This is a genomic window from Helicobacter vulpis (genome assembly GCF_003660395.1).
Taxonomy (GTDB): domain Bacteria; phylum Campylobacterota; class Campylobacteria; order Campylobacterales; family Helicobacteraceae; genus Helicobacter; species Helicobacter vulpis.
In genome coordinates this window covers 115461-130820 of sequence record NZ_QXQT01000002.1, presented here as the reverse complement: position 1 = coordinate 130820, position 15360 = coordinate 115461, and the positions used below count along the sequence as shown (strand labels likewise).

Annotated in this window: 15 protein-coding genes; 10 read left to right on the top strand and 5 right to left on the bottom strand. The window is 45.8% G+C overall.

The window, feature by feature from the left end:
• Positions 1–25 precede the first annotated feature (25 nt).
• The 4 genes from EAO38_RS01400 to EAO38_RS01385 all read left to right on the top strand — a co-directional run bounded on the left by EAO38_RS01400 (position 26) and on the right by EAO38_RS01385 (position 3404).
• Positions 26–187, top strand: coding sequence for a DNA methyltransferase (locus EAO38_RS01400; protein WP_407927404.1), 162 nt, complete (start codon positions 26–28; stop codon positions 185–187).
• 227 nt (positions 188–414) lie between these two features.
• Complete coding sequence (locus tag EAO38_RS01395) at positions 415–2739, top strand: phage tail tape measure protein (RefSeq protein WP_121020447.1); 2325 nt, start codon at positions 415–417, stop codon at positions 2737–2739.
• 126 nt (positions 2740–2865) lie between these two features.
• Positions 2866–3066: a hypothetical protein gene (locus EAO38_RS01390; RefSeq protein ID WP_121020446.1), complete on the top strand. Its 201-nt coding sequence runs from the start codon at positions 2866–2868 to the stop codon at positions 3064–3066.
• Positions 3063–3404: a hypothetical protein gene (locus EAO38_RS01385; protein ID WP_121020445.1), complete on the top strand. Its 342-nt coding sequence runs from the start codon at positions 3063–3065 to the stop codon at positions 3402–3404. The genes EAO38_RS01390 and EAO38_RS01385 overlap by 4 nt, the downstream gene beginning before the upstream one ends.
• Here the strand turns inward: EAO38_RS01385 and EAO38_RS09400 are convergent.
• Positions 3371–3694, bottom strand: coding sequence for a hypothetical protein (locus tag EAO38_RS09400; protein WP_328588079.1), 324 nt, complete (start codon positions 3692–3694; stop codon positions 3371–3373). The two genes, EAO38_RS01385 and EAO38_RS09400, sit on opposite strands and share 34 nt — an antisense overlap.
• Here EAO38_RS09400 and EAO38_RS09310 point away from each other — a divergent pair.
• From EAO38_RS09310 to EAO38_RS01355, 6 genes are all read left to right on the top strand, one after another.
• Positions 3683–3808: a hypothetical protein gene (locus tag EAO38_RS09310; protein ID WP_268877803.1), complete on the top strand. Its 126-nt coding sequence runs from the start codon at positions 3683–3685 to the stop codon at positions 3806–3808. The genes EAO38_RS09400 and EAO38_RS09310 overlap by 12 nt on opposite strands.
• 659 nt (positions 3809–4467) lie before the next feature.
• Positions 4468–4845: a restriction endonuclease subunit S domain-containing protein gene (locus tag EAO38_RS01375; protein WP_121020444.1), complete on the top strand. Its 378-nt coding sequence runs from the start codon at positions 4468–4470 to the stop codon at positions 4843–4845.
• Between the two features lie 132 nt (positions 4846–4977).
• Positions 4978–5862 carry a restriction endonuclease subunit S domain-containing protein gene (locus EAO38_RS01370; protein ID WP_121020443.1) on the top strand — a complete coding sequence of 295 codons (885 nt, stop codon included), beginning with the start codon at positions 4978–4980 and terminating at the stop codon, positions 5860–5862.
• A gap of 32 nt (positions 5863–5894) precedes the next feature.
• The gene (locus EAO38_RS01365) at positions 5895–6611 is read left to right on the top strand and encodes a restriction endonuclease subunit S (protein ID WP_121020442.1); all 717 of its coding nucleotides are present in this window, start codon (positions 5895–5897) and stop codon (positions 6609–6611) included.
• A gap of 191 nt (positions 6612–6802) precedes the next feature.
• Positions 6803–7606: a DNA-methyltransferase gene (locus EAO38_RS01360; RefSeq protein ID WP_121020441.1), complete on the top strand. Its 804-nt coding sequence runs from the start codon at positions 6803–6805 to the stop codon at positions 7604–7606.
• The gene (locus EAO38_RS01355) at positions 7596–8168 is read left to right on the top strand and encodes an Hpy99I family type II restriction endonuclease (protein WP_121020454.1); all 573 of its coding nucleotides are present in this window, start codon (positions 7596–7598) and stop codon (positions 8166–8168) included. Before EAO38_RS01360 ends, EAO38_RS01355 begins: the two co-directional genes overlap by 11 nt.
• Before the next feature lie 265 nt (positions 8169–8433).
• Here the strand turns inward: EAO38_RS01355 and EAO38_RS01350 are convergent, their stop codons facing one another.
• The 4 genes from EAO38_RS01350 to obgE form a co-directional block, all read right to left on the bottom strand.
• On the bottom strand, positions 8434–9618 hold the full coding sequence (locus tag EAO38_RS01350; protein ID WP_121020440.1) for a tetratricopeptide repeat protein: 1185 nt from the start codon (positions 9616–9618) through the stop codon (positions 8434–8436).
• A 55-nt stretch (positions 9619–9673) separates the two neighbouring features.
• Positions 9674–12910 carry a carbamoyl-phosphate synthase large subunit gene (gene carB, locus EAO38_RS01345; protein ID WP_407927403.1) on the bottom strand — a complete coding sequence of 1079 codons (3237 nt, stop codon included), beginning with the start codon at positions 12908–12910 and terminating at the stop codon, positions 9674–9676.
• A gap of 69 nt (positions 12911–12979) precedes the next feature.
• Entirely contained in the window at positions 12980–13693 is a 714-nt protein-coding gene (locus EAO38_RS01340) for a BspA family leucine-rich repeat surface protein (RefSeq protein WP_235852452.1), read from the bottom strand.
• Between the two features lie 665 nt (positions 13694–14358).
• A complete protein-coding gene (gene obgE, locus EAO38_RS01330) occupies positions 14359–15357 on the bottom strand; it encodes a GTPase ObgE (RefSeq protein WP_121020436.1) in 999 nt (332 codons plus the stop codon).
• Positions 15358–15360 lie beyond the last annotated feature (3 nt).

Here is a 15360-nt window from a genome sequence, read left to right as displayed (position 1 = left end):
TTTAGAAATCTTGCCTAGGGGCTCAGTGGTGTTGGATTGTTTTTGTGGGAGTGGCTCTACAGGGGTGGCATGCGCGCAACTAGGGCTAGATTTTATCGGGGCGAGCCGGCAAGAAACAGAATGTTTCGTAGCCGTTTGCGAGGGCAGAAATCCCCAGAGTATGCTAAGATCGCCAAAGAGAATTTAGCCAAAGCGCTAGATAGGGGGTTGTTTAGCGTGGATTTGCTAGAATAGAAGGGCCCGGGTACCCTATATTAACCCCGGGCAGAAAGGAGCGGTCATGCGTCACCATGATCGTGATCCTATGTGGGCATTTTGCCTTAATCTCTCTTGCTTTGGGCTTAAAATAAGCCTTAAGATCACCAAGAGATAACATGGGATCGCCCCCTTTTGGGGGCCCTTTAAAGGATTGGTATGCAAACTGAACTCTCTGTACGCATCAGACCCCAATTAGAGGCCTTTAGAGAGAGCATGCAGGCGGCACGGCGCGCGCTCTCTTTGCAAACTTCTAATGGGGTCATTGAGGGCGTGCGCGCCTCTATGAACCAACTTAGAACCTCTTTGTCCTCTAATTTGCGCTTAGGTGAGATCACCAGCACACAAGTGCGCGCCATCAATGCAGAACTAAGACAGGTCAACACCGCCATCATCACCCAAAGATTTAACCAAAGTCTGCAGGCCATTAAGGAGAGTGTGGGGGCGGTGGTGGCCACTTTTGGGGCGGCTAAGAACACTCTAGGCAAGCCCTTAAAAGCGAGCATTGACTTTGAAGAGTCTTTTGCGAGTGTGAAAAAGGTCTTAAATGAGGGGGTGAACGCGCAGGGGGTGGTTTTAGACGGCGTGAAGCTCAATGGCAAATTAATGACGGATAGCCAAGAATTGAAAAACAAACTCCTAGACTTGTCTGTGTCTTTGGGCTCTAGCACGGCCGATCTCAACAAGATCGCCGAGAGCGCGGGGCAAATGGGCATCGGGGGGTCTAAGAATATTGCGGATTTTACAGAATTGGTAACAAAGATGAGCGTCGCTTTTGACATGAGCGCAGAAGATGCGGGCAAAAGCATGGCCGACATCCAAAGCATTTTAGGCTTAGAGATGAAAGATTTAAAGATGGTGGGGGATACCATTAACAATATTTCTAACAATTCTACCGCCCGGGCTAGCGACATCATTGACATCATGAAGCGCATCGCGGGCACGGGTAAGGGCTTTGGGCTCTCTGCTAAAGAGATCGCCGGGCTAGGCTCTTCTATGTTGGCTTTGGGGATGACTAGCGAAGTGGCGGGGACTTCTTTACAGGCCGTGATGAATAAATTAGGGAGCTTTGATAAAGCAGAGGGCAAGGCTAAGGGGCTTGATAAGGTCTTTGGGGACTGGTTTTCTAAAATGGGCATTGACATGGATAGCTGGCTAGAGATGCGCGCGAGCGCGCCCAAAGCCGCCCTAGATATGTTCTTAGAGAGCCTCTCTAAAATGGACAAGGTGCAACAAACTAAGGCCTTGAAAGACATGTTTGGATTAGAACACTTGGGCAAGATGAAAACCCTTGTGGGGGCGATGGACAAATACAAAGAAGTGATGGGGGAGGCCTTGAAGGACTCTAGTGGGTCCATGGATGAGGAGTTCGCGGCTAAAGCCAACACCACCGCGCACCAATTAAAACGCTTAGGCGCACAGATGGAGATATTGTATATTCATTTAGGGGACGCGCTTTTGCCGGTGGTGAATAATTTCATTAGCGCGTTTAGCGCGATGTTAGCCCCGATCGCCAATTTTGCCAAAGAACACCAGAGCGCGACTCGGGCGATCATGCTCACTATGGCTGGGGTGTTAGGCTTAAAAGCAGCCGTTTTGAGCTTGACGCTTTTAAGGCCTTTAGCGATGGTGGTGTTTACCCCGCTTTTGCGCGCATGGACACTCTTGCGTTATAGTGTGTTGGGCAATATTAGCGCGTTGTTGTGGCATCGGGGGGTGAGCTTGGCTAGTGTGGGTGTTTCTTTAGCGATCCGCGCCCCCCTCTTGCTTTTAAGCGGGGCGTTTAGGCTTTTAACCGGGCAAATCACTTTAAGCAGTGTGGCGGCTAGAATCTTTGGGATCACTTCAATGCTCATGGCGAATTTATTCGGGGGGGCGATGAAATTAGTTAGATTAGCCTTAATGACTTCTGGGATCGGGTTATTCATTGTGGGTTTAGGCGTGGCCATTTATGGTCTTATTGAGCATTGGGATAGCGTAAAAGCGTGGCTCATAGAGTTTTGGGGGAGCTTAAAAGCGCGTTTAATGGGCTTTTGGGAGGATGTGAAAATGATTTTTCAAGCAGTAGCACAAGGCTTAGCCCCCATTGTGGGCGTGTTTTCTTGGGTGTTTGAGATGTTGGGGGCGGGCATTGTCAAGCTTTTAAATCTCTTTGGGATAAGCGTGGGGGGGATGGGGGAGGTGTTTGCTGGGTTGAAAGACTATGTTGTTTCTGTGTGGGAGGGGTTGTTGGAGTGGCTTAAACCCGTGCTAGACTTCTTGCAAAAGGTCTATGAGTGGTACGCGGGTATCTTTGGGGGGGTTTTGGGCAAAGTAGCGGGGTTTTTGGGCTTTGGGGGGGAGGATAAAAATGTGCTTAAAGATGTTTCTAAACTCAGCCTGCCCACTTTGAGCGCCCAAGAGGGCGCGCCAAAGCAAGAGGCCCTCCCGGTGTTGGGGAGCTTTGATTTAAGCGCATTGAAGGGGGGGGCAGAGTGCGCCTAAGAGCGATCAAAGAACCATCAACTCTAACAACACCCAAACGATTAATATCTACACCCAAGGTGATCCTAATAGCATTGTGCATGCGATCAAGCAGGCTGGGATCGGGGAGTATTCTTATGGGGATGAATGATGGGCTTTTATGAAGACATGGCGCGCTTTTGCAATAACGCGCTAAACCGCACGCTCACCAAGACGGCCAAACGCCAAAGAGAATTAATAAGGACGCGCTATAGCCTCTCTAACAAGACAATCCGGCGGCTCACCAAGACTAAAAAATCTAGGGTGGACACCCTAGAGGTTACCATCGTAACGCTATCTATAAAATGAGTTTAAACCGCTTTAAACGCCTCCAAAAGCGCACGGGGGTGTTGGTCAAATTGGGGCCTAGAGATCATCTCTTCATTCAAGGGGGGTTTTTAGGGGCTAAACGCGGCGAGCTTAAGGTGCGCAATAAGGGCTTTTTAGCCACGCGCAAAGCCCAAAGCTTTAGCGGGATCACCACCAGTGCTAGCACGCTTTTTAGCCATAGCCGCCAAAGAAGTCCGCGCGGATCGCAAGTGTTCTATTTTAGAACCAAGCCCTTTAGTGTGATCGCTAGAGAGCAAAACGATCGCCTATTAGCCCAAGCGCATCAAATATTTGCCCAAGAGTTAAGCCGTGAATGAGCGCGTTTCTTAGACCGAGTGGGTTTTTTGCCTTCTAATGCCTGCAGAGTAAAGCCTAGTTGTTTTAAAACCTTTAAGAGATCAAAATCCCCCCTTAAAGGGGGTAAGTTTTTCCCTTTGGATTGGGCGATGTATGTGAGTGCGCGTTTTAGTTCCGCCGTGTCGCCATCCTCTAAAACAGAACTGAGATAGGCCAAGCGTCTTGCCTCTGTGTTTAAAGTTTTGGGTATGCTAAAAGTCTCAAGCTTGGCAATATAGAGACGGTACCCCGGCCCCGTGTGGATACGCAATTCAAAGAGTGCGCCTGCGATGTGTTTGTGATCTCCAAAATACCCGCGCTCTTTGATCGCGTCAATGCGGCGTGTGATGGTCGCGCAGGCTCTATTATCTTTGAGATTGTCTAACCACTTCTTAAAATCTTTAGATGTTTCTATATTTCACAACTTTATTTATTGTATCATAGCATGCGCACCATCCTTGCCCGAGAGTTGAGTCGTGAATGAGCAAATTTACCACTTGCGCGCTAAATCCCACAAGCAACTAAACTATGGGGATAGTTGGCTAACATCAGCAGGCTTGTGCTAATATCTAAGTCGCAATCAAGGGGTAACACCCTTGGGGTTGGAGCATCAACCTTTTAGCAATAGGGAACATAAGACTCCTAAGTAAGCTGGTTTGAAGCCACGATCTGTGCTAAAGTTAGAATCCCCTAGCTTTGGTTATGGGGAGTATGTCAAAAATGTACCCCTAAAGGCGACCCTGGACTAACTGCTAAAATCACAGCCGACAAAAACACAGGTAGGCACAACCAAACCGAGCAAAAAGAAAAACCCCAAGAGCTGTATATCGCCCTACAGCCTGATAAAATCGTACTGTTCTTAGATGACCTACTAGGAAGTTTTGCACCTGAACTCGTGGATTATACGGGTGGTGGAAAAGCATCCACCTAGAAATGGCGGTCATTTTAATGAAAAAAATGTCAACAAACTTAAGTTGTGGCGATAAAAATATAAAATGAATATAAAATGAATGATGAAGTCAAATGATGCCAATAAGGAAATCCATGTCCCCAGCCCAAAACTACCCCCATTTAGAGATCAGCGTTTTAAAATTAAGCGAAGTTAAAAGAAGAAGTACAACTTTTAGGCTTGACAGCGAGCCTTTTAAGCGGCCAAACCTACAGATTAATAACAATTTAAGCTATGTAGAGTTGTCGGCAATCGCGATAATCAACCCCACAAAAGCCGAAATAGCAAGCTTATCAAAATCAACGCAAGTTACCTTGTTATCCATGCAAAACTTAGGCAATGGAACAATTAGCGACACAGAGAGCGGGACAATCAAAGATTTTGAAAAGGTCTACACATACTTTGCAGAAAATGATATTTTAATTGCAAAAATCACACCATGCATGGAGCATGGGAAATGCGCTATTGCGTAGCACTTGAAAAATGGAGTCGGGTTTGGTAGCACAGAATTTAATGTGATCCGTGTATGGGATAGCAGATTTTTACCCGAATTTGTCTTTTGCTACCTAAACCGCGAGAGTATAAGACAAGTCGCAAAAGACAACATGGTCGGGACAAGTGGTCGGCAAAGAGTACCGGCAGTTTTCTATGAAAAAATAAAAATCCCCCTTCTCCCCCTAGACTTTCAAGAACACATCGCCCAGCTAGTTAAAACTGCCCACGCCTTCCTAGAACAGAGCAAAGCCCTTTATAAAGAGGCGCAAGGCTTGCTAGAGCAAGAATTAGGTACACCGCCCAAAGCCCCACCCAAAGAACACCAAATCAAGAGCTTGAAAGAAAGCTTTTTAAGCACGGGGCGGCTCGATGCGGAGTTTTACCAAAGCAAATACGCCCAAATAGAGGACTTGCTTAAAAATTACAAAGGCGGGGTTTGCACCCTTGAAGACTTTGAAATTTGCGATGCCCCCTTTGAACCCCAGCCCAACACGACCTACCGCTATGTTGAACTCGCCCATATTGGCAACTATGGTAACATTTTAACCCCTACAGAGGCACTAGGCGCACATCTGCCCACACGGGCGAGACGATTAGCCCAAAGTGGTGATGTCTTGCTCTCTAGCGTGGCCGGGAGTTTGAGTCGTTGCGCCCTTGTCCCAGCAAGCTTAAGTCCCTGCGTGGTTTCTACGGGCTTTTTTGTCCTGCGCTCAAAACGCTTTAACCCTGAGACTCTTTTAACCCTTTTAAAGTCCCCATTGTTTCAAACCTATCTGACCAAATTCCCCAATGGAGCAATTCTAAGTGCCATCTCCAAGAGTGCCTTAAAAAGCGTGTTGCTCCACAAAATCCCCGCCCCCATCCAAGAGCAAATCGCTACGTTTTTGCAAGAGAGTTTAGCCCACCGCCAAGAGGCTAAAAGCTTGTTAGTCCAAGCAAGAGCAGAGGTAGAAGGGGCTTTAAGCAGAGAGAGAGAGAGAGAGAGAGATCACTAAAACTTAAATATCACTTAAAGCGTGCCCGCTATTTGGCGCGTTTAGCCCAGTGGCTCTTGCTAGAAACTTTGCTTTTAAACCAAAGAAACCACAGTATCAAGACCTTAAAACAAAGTCTGGGCAGTAGCGGGCGCATGGACGCGGAGTTTTACCAAGAAAAATATGAACACAATGAAGCATTTCTTAAAGCCCGCCCCCATGCACGGCTAAAAGAGTCGGTGCAGATCAAAGAATCCATTGAGCCGGGAAGTGGGGCTTACAAAGATATGGGAGTACCCTTTGTGCGGGTGAGCAATCTTAGCCCCTTTGGGATCAGCCCCACTGAAGTGTTCTTAAGCCCCAGTCTAGAATTAGAACCCCTTTACCCCAAAGAGGGGGAGGTGTTGTTAAGCAAGGATGGGAGTGTGGGGATTGCTTATTGTGTGCCCCATAACCTAGAAGTGGTCTTAAGCCGAGGCATCTTACGCCTTGCCATCAAGGACAAAACCAAAATAAATCCGCAGTATTTAGCCCTATGCCTCAATCACCAAACCACACAGCTACAAGCCCAGAGAGATAGTATAGGCTCCATCATCGCCCATTGGAGCACTCAAAAAATTGCGGATGCGATCATCCCCCTTTTGCCCTTAAGCGTGCAAGAAAACATCGCCCAAAAACTAAAAACAAGCTTTGATCGGCGCGCCCAAGCCCACAACCAGTTAGAATGGGCTAAATTAGAGGTGGAAAAAAAAATCTCTCTTCTGGATTAGAAGAGTCTCTAAACAGAATCTCGTTGGCATTGTTCCTAACTTATCTTCCCTTCCCATTAAAAGCAATCTCTCCAATAAATGCACGGGCAACTGGTGGTGTTTAGTTTTTTGGCGTGGCGGATGGATTAAACGTTTTTACCTTAGCTATGCCTAATTGTGTATAATACCCTTAGGCAAGATCAAGGTCCTTTATGAATAGTGATTTTCTCAATCGTTTGTATGCTGGTGATTCGGTGAATTTTTTAAAAGGTTATATCCAAGATGACAGCATAGATATGGTTTTGACTTCTCCGCCCTATGATGATTTGCGTAACTACAATGGCTATTCATTCGAGTTTGAAAAAATCGCCCATGAAATTTTTAGAGTCCTGAAAAAAGGCGGCGTGGCTGTGTGGGTGGTGGGCGATAAAATTAGAAATGGCAACAGAAGCCTTACCAGCTTTAAGCACGCCCTTTACTTCCAAGAAATCGGGTTTAATGTGCATGACGTGATGATCTATGCCAAAAAAAACACGCCTTTTATGCGCTCGAATGCCTATACCAATAGCTATGAATATATGTTTATTTTTTCTAAAGGCAAGCCCAAGACCTTTAACCCGCTTAAAGAGGCGACTGCAAGGCATGGGGCGGAAATGTTAGTGGCGAACAAAAAGGCCGATGGCAAGAACTACAAAGTCCTCAGAGAATTAAAAAAGGAAAAAACGCGCACCAACATTTGGTTCTACGCTGTGGGTTTAGGGGGCACGACCAACGACAAAGAAGCCTTCAAGCACCCCGCCACTTACCCAGAACAACTCGCCCAAGATCATATCTTATCGTGGAGCAATGAAGGGGATATTGTGCTCGATCCCATGTGTGGGAGTGGTACCACTTGCAAGATGGCGTTTTTAAATAAAAGAAATTTCATTGGCATTGACATTAGCCAAGAATATATAGATATAGCTCAAAAACGCTTGGATAAATACATGGGAATTTTTAGTGAATATTCAAAATAATAGCTTTGTGATCGCCACAAAACCCCTAGGCCATGTCTTAAAAAACTCTGTGGGGGTGATTAGGGCGCTCAATGGAGAATGTGCTTTTATGCTGTTTATTGGTATCGATGAAATCCTGCAAGTCTCCCTTGAAGACCTAGAAACCATCGACATTTGGAAAACGGGCAAGGGGTTTAGCGTTAAGATTTGCAACATTTGCCACATTTTAAAAAACACAGAGGATTTTGAAATCAACCAAACAGATGCCAAAGGCAACAAAACAACACGACCAAGTTGCAAAGAATGCCGTAAAAACATTGACGGCGTGAAACTCTTACCCATAGAAAAAGCCAAAATGGACGCAAAAGCCCCACCTAAAGGGAGTGTCTTTGTGTGCCCTATTTGCGACAAAAGGAGCATTGTTGGGGTTACAGCGCAATTAGTAAGAGACCATGATCACAAAACCGGCATGGGTAGAGAGTGGATATGTGATAGTTGTAACACGGGACTAGGCAGATTTAAGGACAATCCAAAATTCTTAGAAAAAGTGATCGAGTATCTTAAAAGGTATAAAAGTGGTTAATTTCAAAAGCCCTTAAAGCTCATTGCTCTTTTTTACTAACCTCCACCTGCGTTTTAGCACGCCCTATAGTGTGTTAAAAAGATAACCTGCTCAACAAAGATTTAAAGTTTTTCAAAAGAGAAATAGACTCATGGGTCTTACCACACAGCCCATCGAGTTCAAGACTGACACGATGAGATCGCTAATATATTCCTACTTTCGGCCTACTCATCAACCGCTAAATCCAACTTAACCTTAAAGTCTATTTAGATGAGATCCAAAAAGCTTACATAAAAATTTTACATAATGCCTTCCCCAACTCCACAATTCCTCCAGCGATCACCATTTCAGCTATTCTGCCAATAGATTCCATGTATGACCCAGAAAAAACAAACCACTTAAGCTCTTTTTGGGATGTCTTGTTTATTTTTATACACAAGTCTAAATTATGCTGTGCTTCCATCACTCCCATATCTACAGCCTTCTTAAAATATTCAAAAGCTTTTTCATCATCTTGGGGTGTGCCACAACCACGAGCATACATAGCTCCTAAGTCATTGTGAGCACGCGCATTTCCGTTATCCGCCGCTTTCTTAAAATATTCAAAAGCTTTTTCATCATCTTGGGGTGTGCCAATGCCATCTCTATACATGCGCCCTAAGTTGTAGCAAGCATTGGGTTCTCCAACTTTTGCGGCTTCTTGAAAATATGCAAAGGCCTTTTGGACATTTTTAACAACTCCGCTACCATCTTCATACATACACCCTAGGTTATTGTAAGCACTGGCATCCCCCATATCCGCCGCCTTTTGGTAGTACGCAAAGGCTTGCTGATTGTCTTTTGAAACACATTTTCCTTGATAGTAGATAAAACCTAAGTGGTTATAGGCTTCAACATTCCCTAAATCTACAGATTTGTGGTAGCACTCCAAAGCTTTTTGGCAGTCTTTAACAGTGCCTTGACCATAGTAGTACATAAACCCTAAGTTATTATAACCTTTACTATCCCCCATATCCGCCGCATTTTTGAAATGCTCTAAAGCTTTTTTGTAGTCCTTGTAGGTCCCCAGTCCATTGTAATGCATAAAGCCTAAATTAATGTGAGCCAAAGCATTCTTTGCCCCCTTCACATCCACCGCTCTTTGGAAGTATTCCAAGGCTTTAGAGTGATCCTGTTCAACACCTTGACCATTAAAATACAAGTCCCCCAAGTTGTTGTATGCCATAGTGCGGACTCCAGCATTTCCAGTATCCGCTGCCTTTTGGAAATATTCAACGGCTTTATTATAGTCTTGAATAGTGTCTTGATCACTGCAATACATAACCCCTAAATTATAATAAGCCTCGGGAATTTTCATATCTGCCACTTTTTGGAGACATTCTAGAGCTTTAGTGTAATCTTGATTGCGATGAGCCTCTAAAGCAATGGAAAAGTATTCTATCCAAGAATTATTTTCATCGACTCTTGCCATCTTCTCCCTTATTTTAAATTAAAACAACACCATCTATTTAGTTGGCAGTGCTTGATTATGTATTCTGCAACTCCTGCAAACTCACGGGGGGGTTGTGCTTGAATTTGGAGTATTCAAGAAGGCTTAAAAGCACCTTTTCTACGGCCTTAAGCGTGGTGAAATAAGAGATTTTGTTTTTCAGCACCTGCATGCGGATGATCTTAGAGTCCTCGCTCACCCGGTCGCTGGTGTTGATCGCCATGTCTATTTGCTGGTTTAACATAAAATCCGAGATATTGGGGCGGCCTTCAGAGATTTTCAGCACCTGCACGCTTTCTAGCCCCTCAGCTTGCAGTGCTTTATGTGTGCCGGTGGTGGCGTAAAGCTTAAAGCCCAAACTAACAAAGGCGCGCATTAAAGGCATCGCCCTTTGTTTGTCGGCATCTTTGAGCGACACAAAGACATGCCCGCTGTGCTTGATTGGGTTGTTACACGCAAGCTGGGATTTATAAAAGGCTTCGGCTAAGGTGTGCCCCACGCCCGCCACCTCGCCCGTGCTTTTCATCTCAGGCCCTAGCACCAAATCCGCCCCATAGAGTTTATTAAAGGGAAACACGCTCTCTTTGACAAAGACATAATTTAAAGGCTTGGCTAAGAATAACCCCCCGCCTTTATTCTCTAGCCCCTTCATCTCCTCTAATTTCTGCCCCACCATCACCCCGATCGCCATCGCCGCAATGTCTAACCCCAAAGCCTTAGACACAAAGGGCACGGTGCGCGAACAGCGGGGGTTGATCTCTAGCACGAAGAGTTGGTTATTTTTGTAGGCAAATTGGATATTGACTAAGCCCAACACCTGCAAGCCCAAAGCGATTTTTTGCGTTTGGCTATAGACTTCTTCTAAAACCTGCGGGCTTAGGCTTGGGGGGATAAAGCAAGTGCTGTCTCCCGAGTGGATACCGGCGGGCTCAATGTGCTCTAGCACGCTGCACACAAAGACGCTTTGTTGGTCGCAAATCGCATCCACATCAAGCTCTAGGGCATCTTCTAGGAAGGTGTCCATGAGTAGGCTAGTTTCAAAGCTGTAGTTTTCTATGTAGTCTAAACACTCCTCTTTGGTGCGTAAAATCCGCATTTTTGCCCCCCCTAAAACAAAACTGGGGCGTAAGATGAGGGGCAGTTCTAGCTGGTTTAAACACTCTAGGGCTTGGGTCTTAGAGTTGGCGCATAAGCCCTTGGGGTAGGCAATGTTTAGGCGGTCTAAAAGTTTATGGCATAAATCCCGCTCTTCGGCAATTTCAATGTTCTTAAAGGCGGTGCCTAGCAGGGGGATATGCAAGGCTTCTAAGTCTTTGGCAATTTTAAGCGGGGTTTGCCCCCCAAAGCCCACCGCCACGCCCATTAAATGCGCCCTCTCTCTTGCCACAATCTCTAGGACATGCTCTAAAGTGATGGGCTCAAAATAGAGCGTATCGCTGGTGTCATGATCGGTGCTGATCGTCTCGGGGTTGTTGTTGATGATGATAGGGCTTAGTCCCATTTTTTTAAGCGCAAGGCTGGCGTGCGTCAAGGCGTAATCAAACTCCATCCCTACCCCGATTTTATTGGCACTCGAGCCAATTAAAATCACCTTTTGGCGGGTGGATTTGGGGGGGGTGTTGTGGCTAGGGAAGGCGGGGGCGTAGGTGCTGTATAGGTAGGGCGTGGGGCTTTTAAATTCATTGGCGCTCAAATCCACTTGGTACATTTTAGGGTGCAAGTCTAGGGTATCCCTAGCTTGCCTCACCTCTGACTCGCTCACGCTTAAAAAGCTAGCAATGAGCGCATCGCTTAAGCCCATGCTTTTAAGCCTAAATAGGGCGGACTTGTCGCTTAAAATAGCTTGTTTATCCGCCTCTTTGAGCTCTAAAAGAGCTTGCACGATTTCGGCTAGCTCGTTTAAAAAGTAAGGATCGATATAGCATAAATCATGCACCTCATCTACGCTTAAACCATCGCTAAAAGCGTGCATGGCGTAAAGTAAGCGTTTAGGGTTGGGGCGGCGTAGTTCTTTTTTCAAAAATGCCAAATCTAGGGGGCTTTCTAAAAAGGCGCGTAGATTCTTTAAGAGATAATCACTCTCTAGGGCTTTCATCAAACTCTCTTTAAAGCTCCCCCCAATCCCCATCACTTCGCCAATGCTTTTCATAGAAGTGCCTAAAGTGCTATCCACTTGGGGGAATTTCTCAAAATCAAAATGCGGGATTTTGGTGATGATGTAATCTAAAGTGGGCTCAAAGCAAGTCGTGCTCTGGGTGATGTCATTTTGTATTTCTTCTAAGGTGTGCCCCAAAGCTAAAAGCGTGGCGACTTTGGCGATGGGAAAAAGGGTCGCCTTACTAGCCAGCGCGGAGCTGCGGCTAACCCGTGGGTTCATTTCAATCACTAATAAACGCCGATCTTTAATGGCAAATTGCACATTCGCCCCCCCCGTATCCACGCCCACCGCCCGAAGCACGGCAAAGCTGGCGTCCCGCATGCGTTGGTATTCTTTATCTGTCAAGGTGAGAGCTGGGGCAATGGTGATGCTATCGCCTGTGTGGATGCCCATCGGATCGACATTTTCAATGCAGCACACGATCACGCAATTATCCTTGCAATCGCGCACCACCTCCATTTCAAACTCTTTACAGCCTAATAAGCTCTCCTCAATCAAGATTTCACTAATGGGCGAGGCTTCTAGGGCGAATTTGGCCAAATCCCTAAACTCCTCAATGTTAAAGGCAACGCTGCTCCCCTCTCCGCCCAAAGTAAAACTAGAGCGGATGATGCAAGGAAAGCCCACTTCTTTAACCACGCTTAAGGCCTCCTCCTCGCTGTAGGCATACCCCCCTTTGGGTAAATCTAGCCCGATGTTTAGCATGCACTCTTTAAACGCGCGCCGATCTTCTGCCTTTAAAATGCTCTCAATCTTCGCGCCTAAGAGTTTGACATGTTTTAGAGCCCCCTCAAAATGCCCCTGCTGGTGCAACTCCACCATGATATTTAACGCCGTCTGCCCCCCCATTGTGGGTAAAATCGCCTCGATGTTTTCTTGCTCCACGATTTTAAGCACATTAGCGGTGTTGATGGGCTCAATGTAGGTTTTATAGGCAAGGGCTTTGTCCGTGTTGATGGTGATGGGGTTGGAGTTTAAAAGCACCACTTCATAGCCCAAGTTTTTAAGCGTTTTAAGGGCAATGCTAGAGGAGTAGTCAAACTCGCACGCCTGCCCTATGACAATAGGACCCGATCCAATGAGTAGAATTTTCTTAAATTTTTGCATAAGCGGGATTATAGCAAAAGTTAGTTTGGGATTTTTAGGTCTGTAGGGCCAACCCCCTAGAGATTAGGGGATGAGGCTCTATTTATAAAATAAACCCTTATACCAAGTTGGGGGAGTTTTAAGGGCGGTGCCATAGAACATGTTTTCTGTATCTGTTTTAGTAGAAATATCCCAATTTTCTAGGGATTGATTAAAATTAGAACAAAAACAAAACATGCCCACCATGTTTTCTACCCTAGAAACATCCCAATCACCCAAGAACTGATTAAAGTTTTGACAATTTTCAAACATGCGCCACATGTCCTTTACCATAGACACATCCCAACTACCTAAGGGTTGATTAAAGTTTTTGCAATTTGCAAACATGCATTGCATCTCTTCCACTTTAGACACATTCCAATCTTTTAAAGACTGGTTGAAGTGGGTGCAATCCTGAAACATCATTGTCATACTCGCCACACTGGAGACATCCCACTTATCCAAAGACTGGTTAAAATTTTGGCAACCCTTAAACATACCGTCCATATTTCTTACCCTAGACACATTCCAACTAGAAATATCATGGTTAAAATGGATAGCTTTCTCAAACATCCCCTCCATATTTGTTACATGCGAAGTGTCCCAAGTCTCTAACCCCTCAAAGTTTTTTCTTGTAAAATCTTGAGGGCGTTCATTTTGAAGCATGATGTCAAAAGTGCAATCCACACTGCAAAACAAGCAACTCAAATCCGTGATTTGGCTAATATCAATCTCGCCTAAATGCACGCTCTCATCGGCGACTAATTTTTTCAACTCCTCAGACACTTCGTTACAAACATGAAAAAGTGGAAGGTAAGTCTGAAGAAGACTCTTATAAGACCTGGCCGTGCGAGGCCATTTGGATCAGTGGTGCTAGGGTTAGCTTCCCAACTGATTTAAGCGAGGCTGTCAAGCGATATCCAAGAGGTGTTATGTTCACAGAGAAGAGACCGGATAATGTAGAAGGGTTGGAGAAGGATATGCAATTTGCTCTGCAAGTCAGACAGCATAAGATGCAACAACACTATATGCAACAGCAACTTCTCTTACAGTCATTGTATCAGACTAACCAAATGTTGCATAATGCTAACCAACAGCTACAACTAAATACAAATAGACATATGCAACAACTCAATGGGATACACAACAGCATAAACCAACAAACGCAAAGTATGCGACAACAAAGACAGCATGAAGAACAAATGCAAGAACTCCGCCGACTAAATAGCAACTTACAATACCTTAATCTCAAGTAGTTGTTTGTGCCGAATGATTCGAAGGTGCTTTACCGCTACTACATCATCCTCTAGATCATGTACTTTGTGCCTGCTTGAAAAGCTCTTGTGCTTTGCTATTCCCTGCATGGCAAAGCCCCACCAACAAAAACAACGCCCCGATCAAACTAAAACGCGACTCTTGGACATGCCACCCCCTTTAGATCAATCCTTATTCAAAGCTTGGACTAGTAATTGCACCAGCTGGGCGGTGTTAGTGGTGGTGTGGGCAGAAATGGGCAGAATAAAAACAGGCTTGGGATCGCCCAAATTCGCTTCAAAGGCATGCAAGATCGATTCAAGTTGCGCTGTCTCTAGGGTGTCTATTTTATTGAGCGCGATTGCAAACTTCTTTTGGCTTAAGGCTTGCGAGAAACCCATAAGTTCAGTGCGCAACTGCTGGTATTGTTGGAGCAAATCCAAGCCTACATCTAGCACAAAGAGCAAAAGGCGCGTGCGCTCAATGTGTTTTAAGAATGCCAGCCCTAAGCCCTTACCCTGGCTAGCCCCTTCAATCACCCCCGGGATGTCGGCGATCACAAATTCTTTAAAATCCCCCACAGAAACCACGCCCAGATTGGGCACTAAGGTCGTAAAGGCATAATTAGCGATCTTGGGGCGCGCGTTGGACACCACACTAATTAAGGTAGATTTGCCCACATTGGGCAAGCCCACCAAGCTCACATCGGCAATCAGCTTTAGCTCCAAGCGCACGCATTTTTCTACCCCCTCTAGCCCCTTTTGGGCATAGGTGGGGCGTTGTTGCACCGCATTTTTAAAGCGCGCATTGCCCATCCCTCCCTTACCTCCCTCTAAAATTTTAAGAGGCGTGGTGCATTCTATAAAATCCCCTAAAAGCTCTCCGCTTTGCTGATCATAAATCTGTGTCCCCGGGGGCACAATTAAGGTGATACTCTCCCCCTTTTTGCCACTGCACAGCTTAGGACCCCCGGGTGCGCCATTTTTGGCTTTGTAATGCTTTTTACCCCTAAAAGCCCCCAAAGTGTCGGTATTGCCATTCACCTGCACAAAGACATCGCCCCCATCGCCCCCATCGCCCCCATCCGGTCCGCCCTTGATCACAAATTTTTCGCGCCTAAAGCTCACCGCCCCCGCTCCCCCCTTGCCTGAGGCGATGGTAATTTCTACACTATCTACAAACATGGG

Coding starts and splice junctions, on each gene's coding strand:
- EAO38_RS01375 (WP_121020444.1), top strand. CDS start 4,468: ATGTCCCCAGCCCAAAACTACCCCCATTTAGAGATCAGCGTTTTAAAA.
- EAO38_RS01390 (WP_121020446.1), top strand. CDS start 2,866: ATGATGGGCTTTTATGAAGACATGGCGCGCTTTTGCAATAACGCGCTA.
- EAO38_RS01395 (WP_121020447.1), top strand. CDS start 415: ATGCAAACTGAACTCTCTGTACGCATCAGACCCCAATTAGAGGCCTTT.
- EAO38_RS01370 (WP_121020443.1), top strand. CDS start 4,978: ATGGTCGGGACAAGTGGTCGGCAAAGAGTACCGGCAGTTTTCTATGAA.
- EAO38_RS01350 (WP_121020440.1), bottom strand. CDS start 9,618: ATGGCAAGAGTCGATGAAAATAATTCTTGGATAGAATACTTTTCCATT.
- EAO38_RS01385 (WP_121020445.1), top strand. CDS start 3,063: ATGAGTTTAAACCGCTTTAAACGCCTCCAAAAGCGCACGGGGGTGTTG.
- EAO38_RS01360 (WP_121020441.1), top strand. CDS start 6,803: ATGAATAGTGATTTTCTCAATCGTTTGTATGCTGGTGATTCGGTGAAT.
- obgE (WP_121020436.1), bottom strand. CDS start 15,357: ATGTTTGTAGATAGTGTAGAAATTACCATCGCCTCAGGCAAGGGGGGA.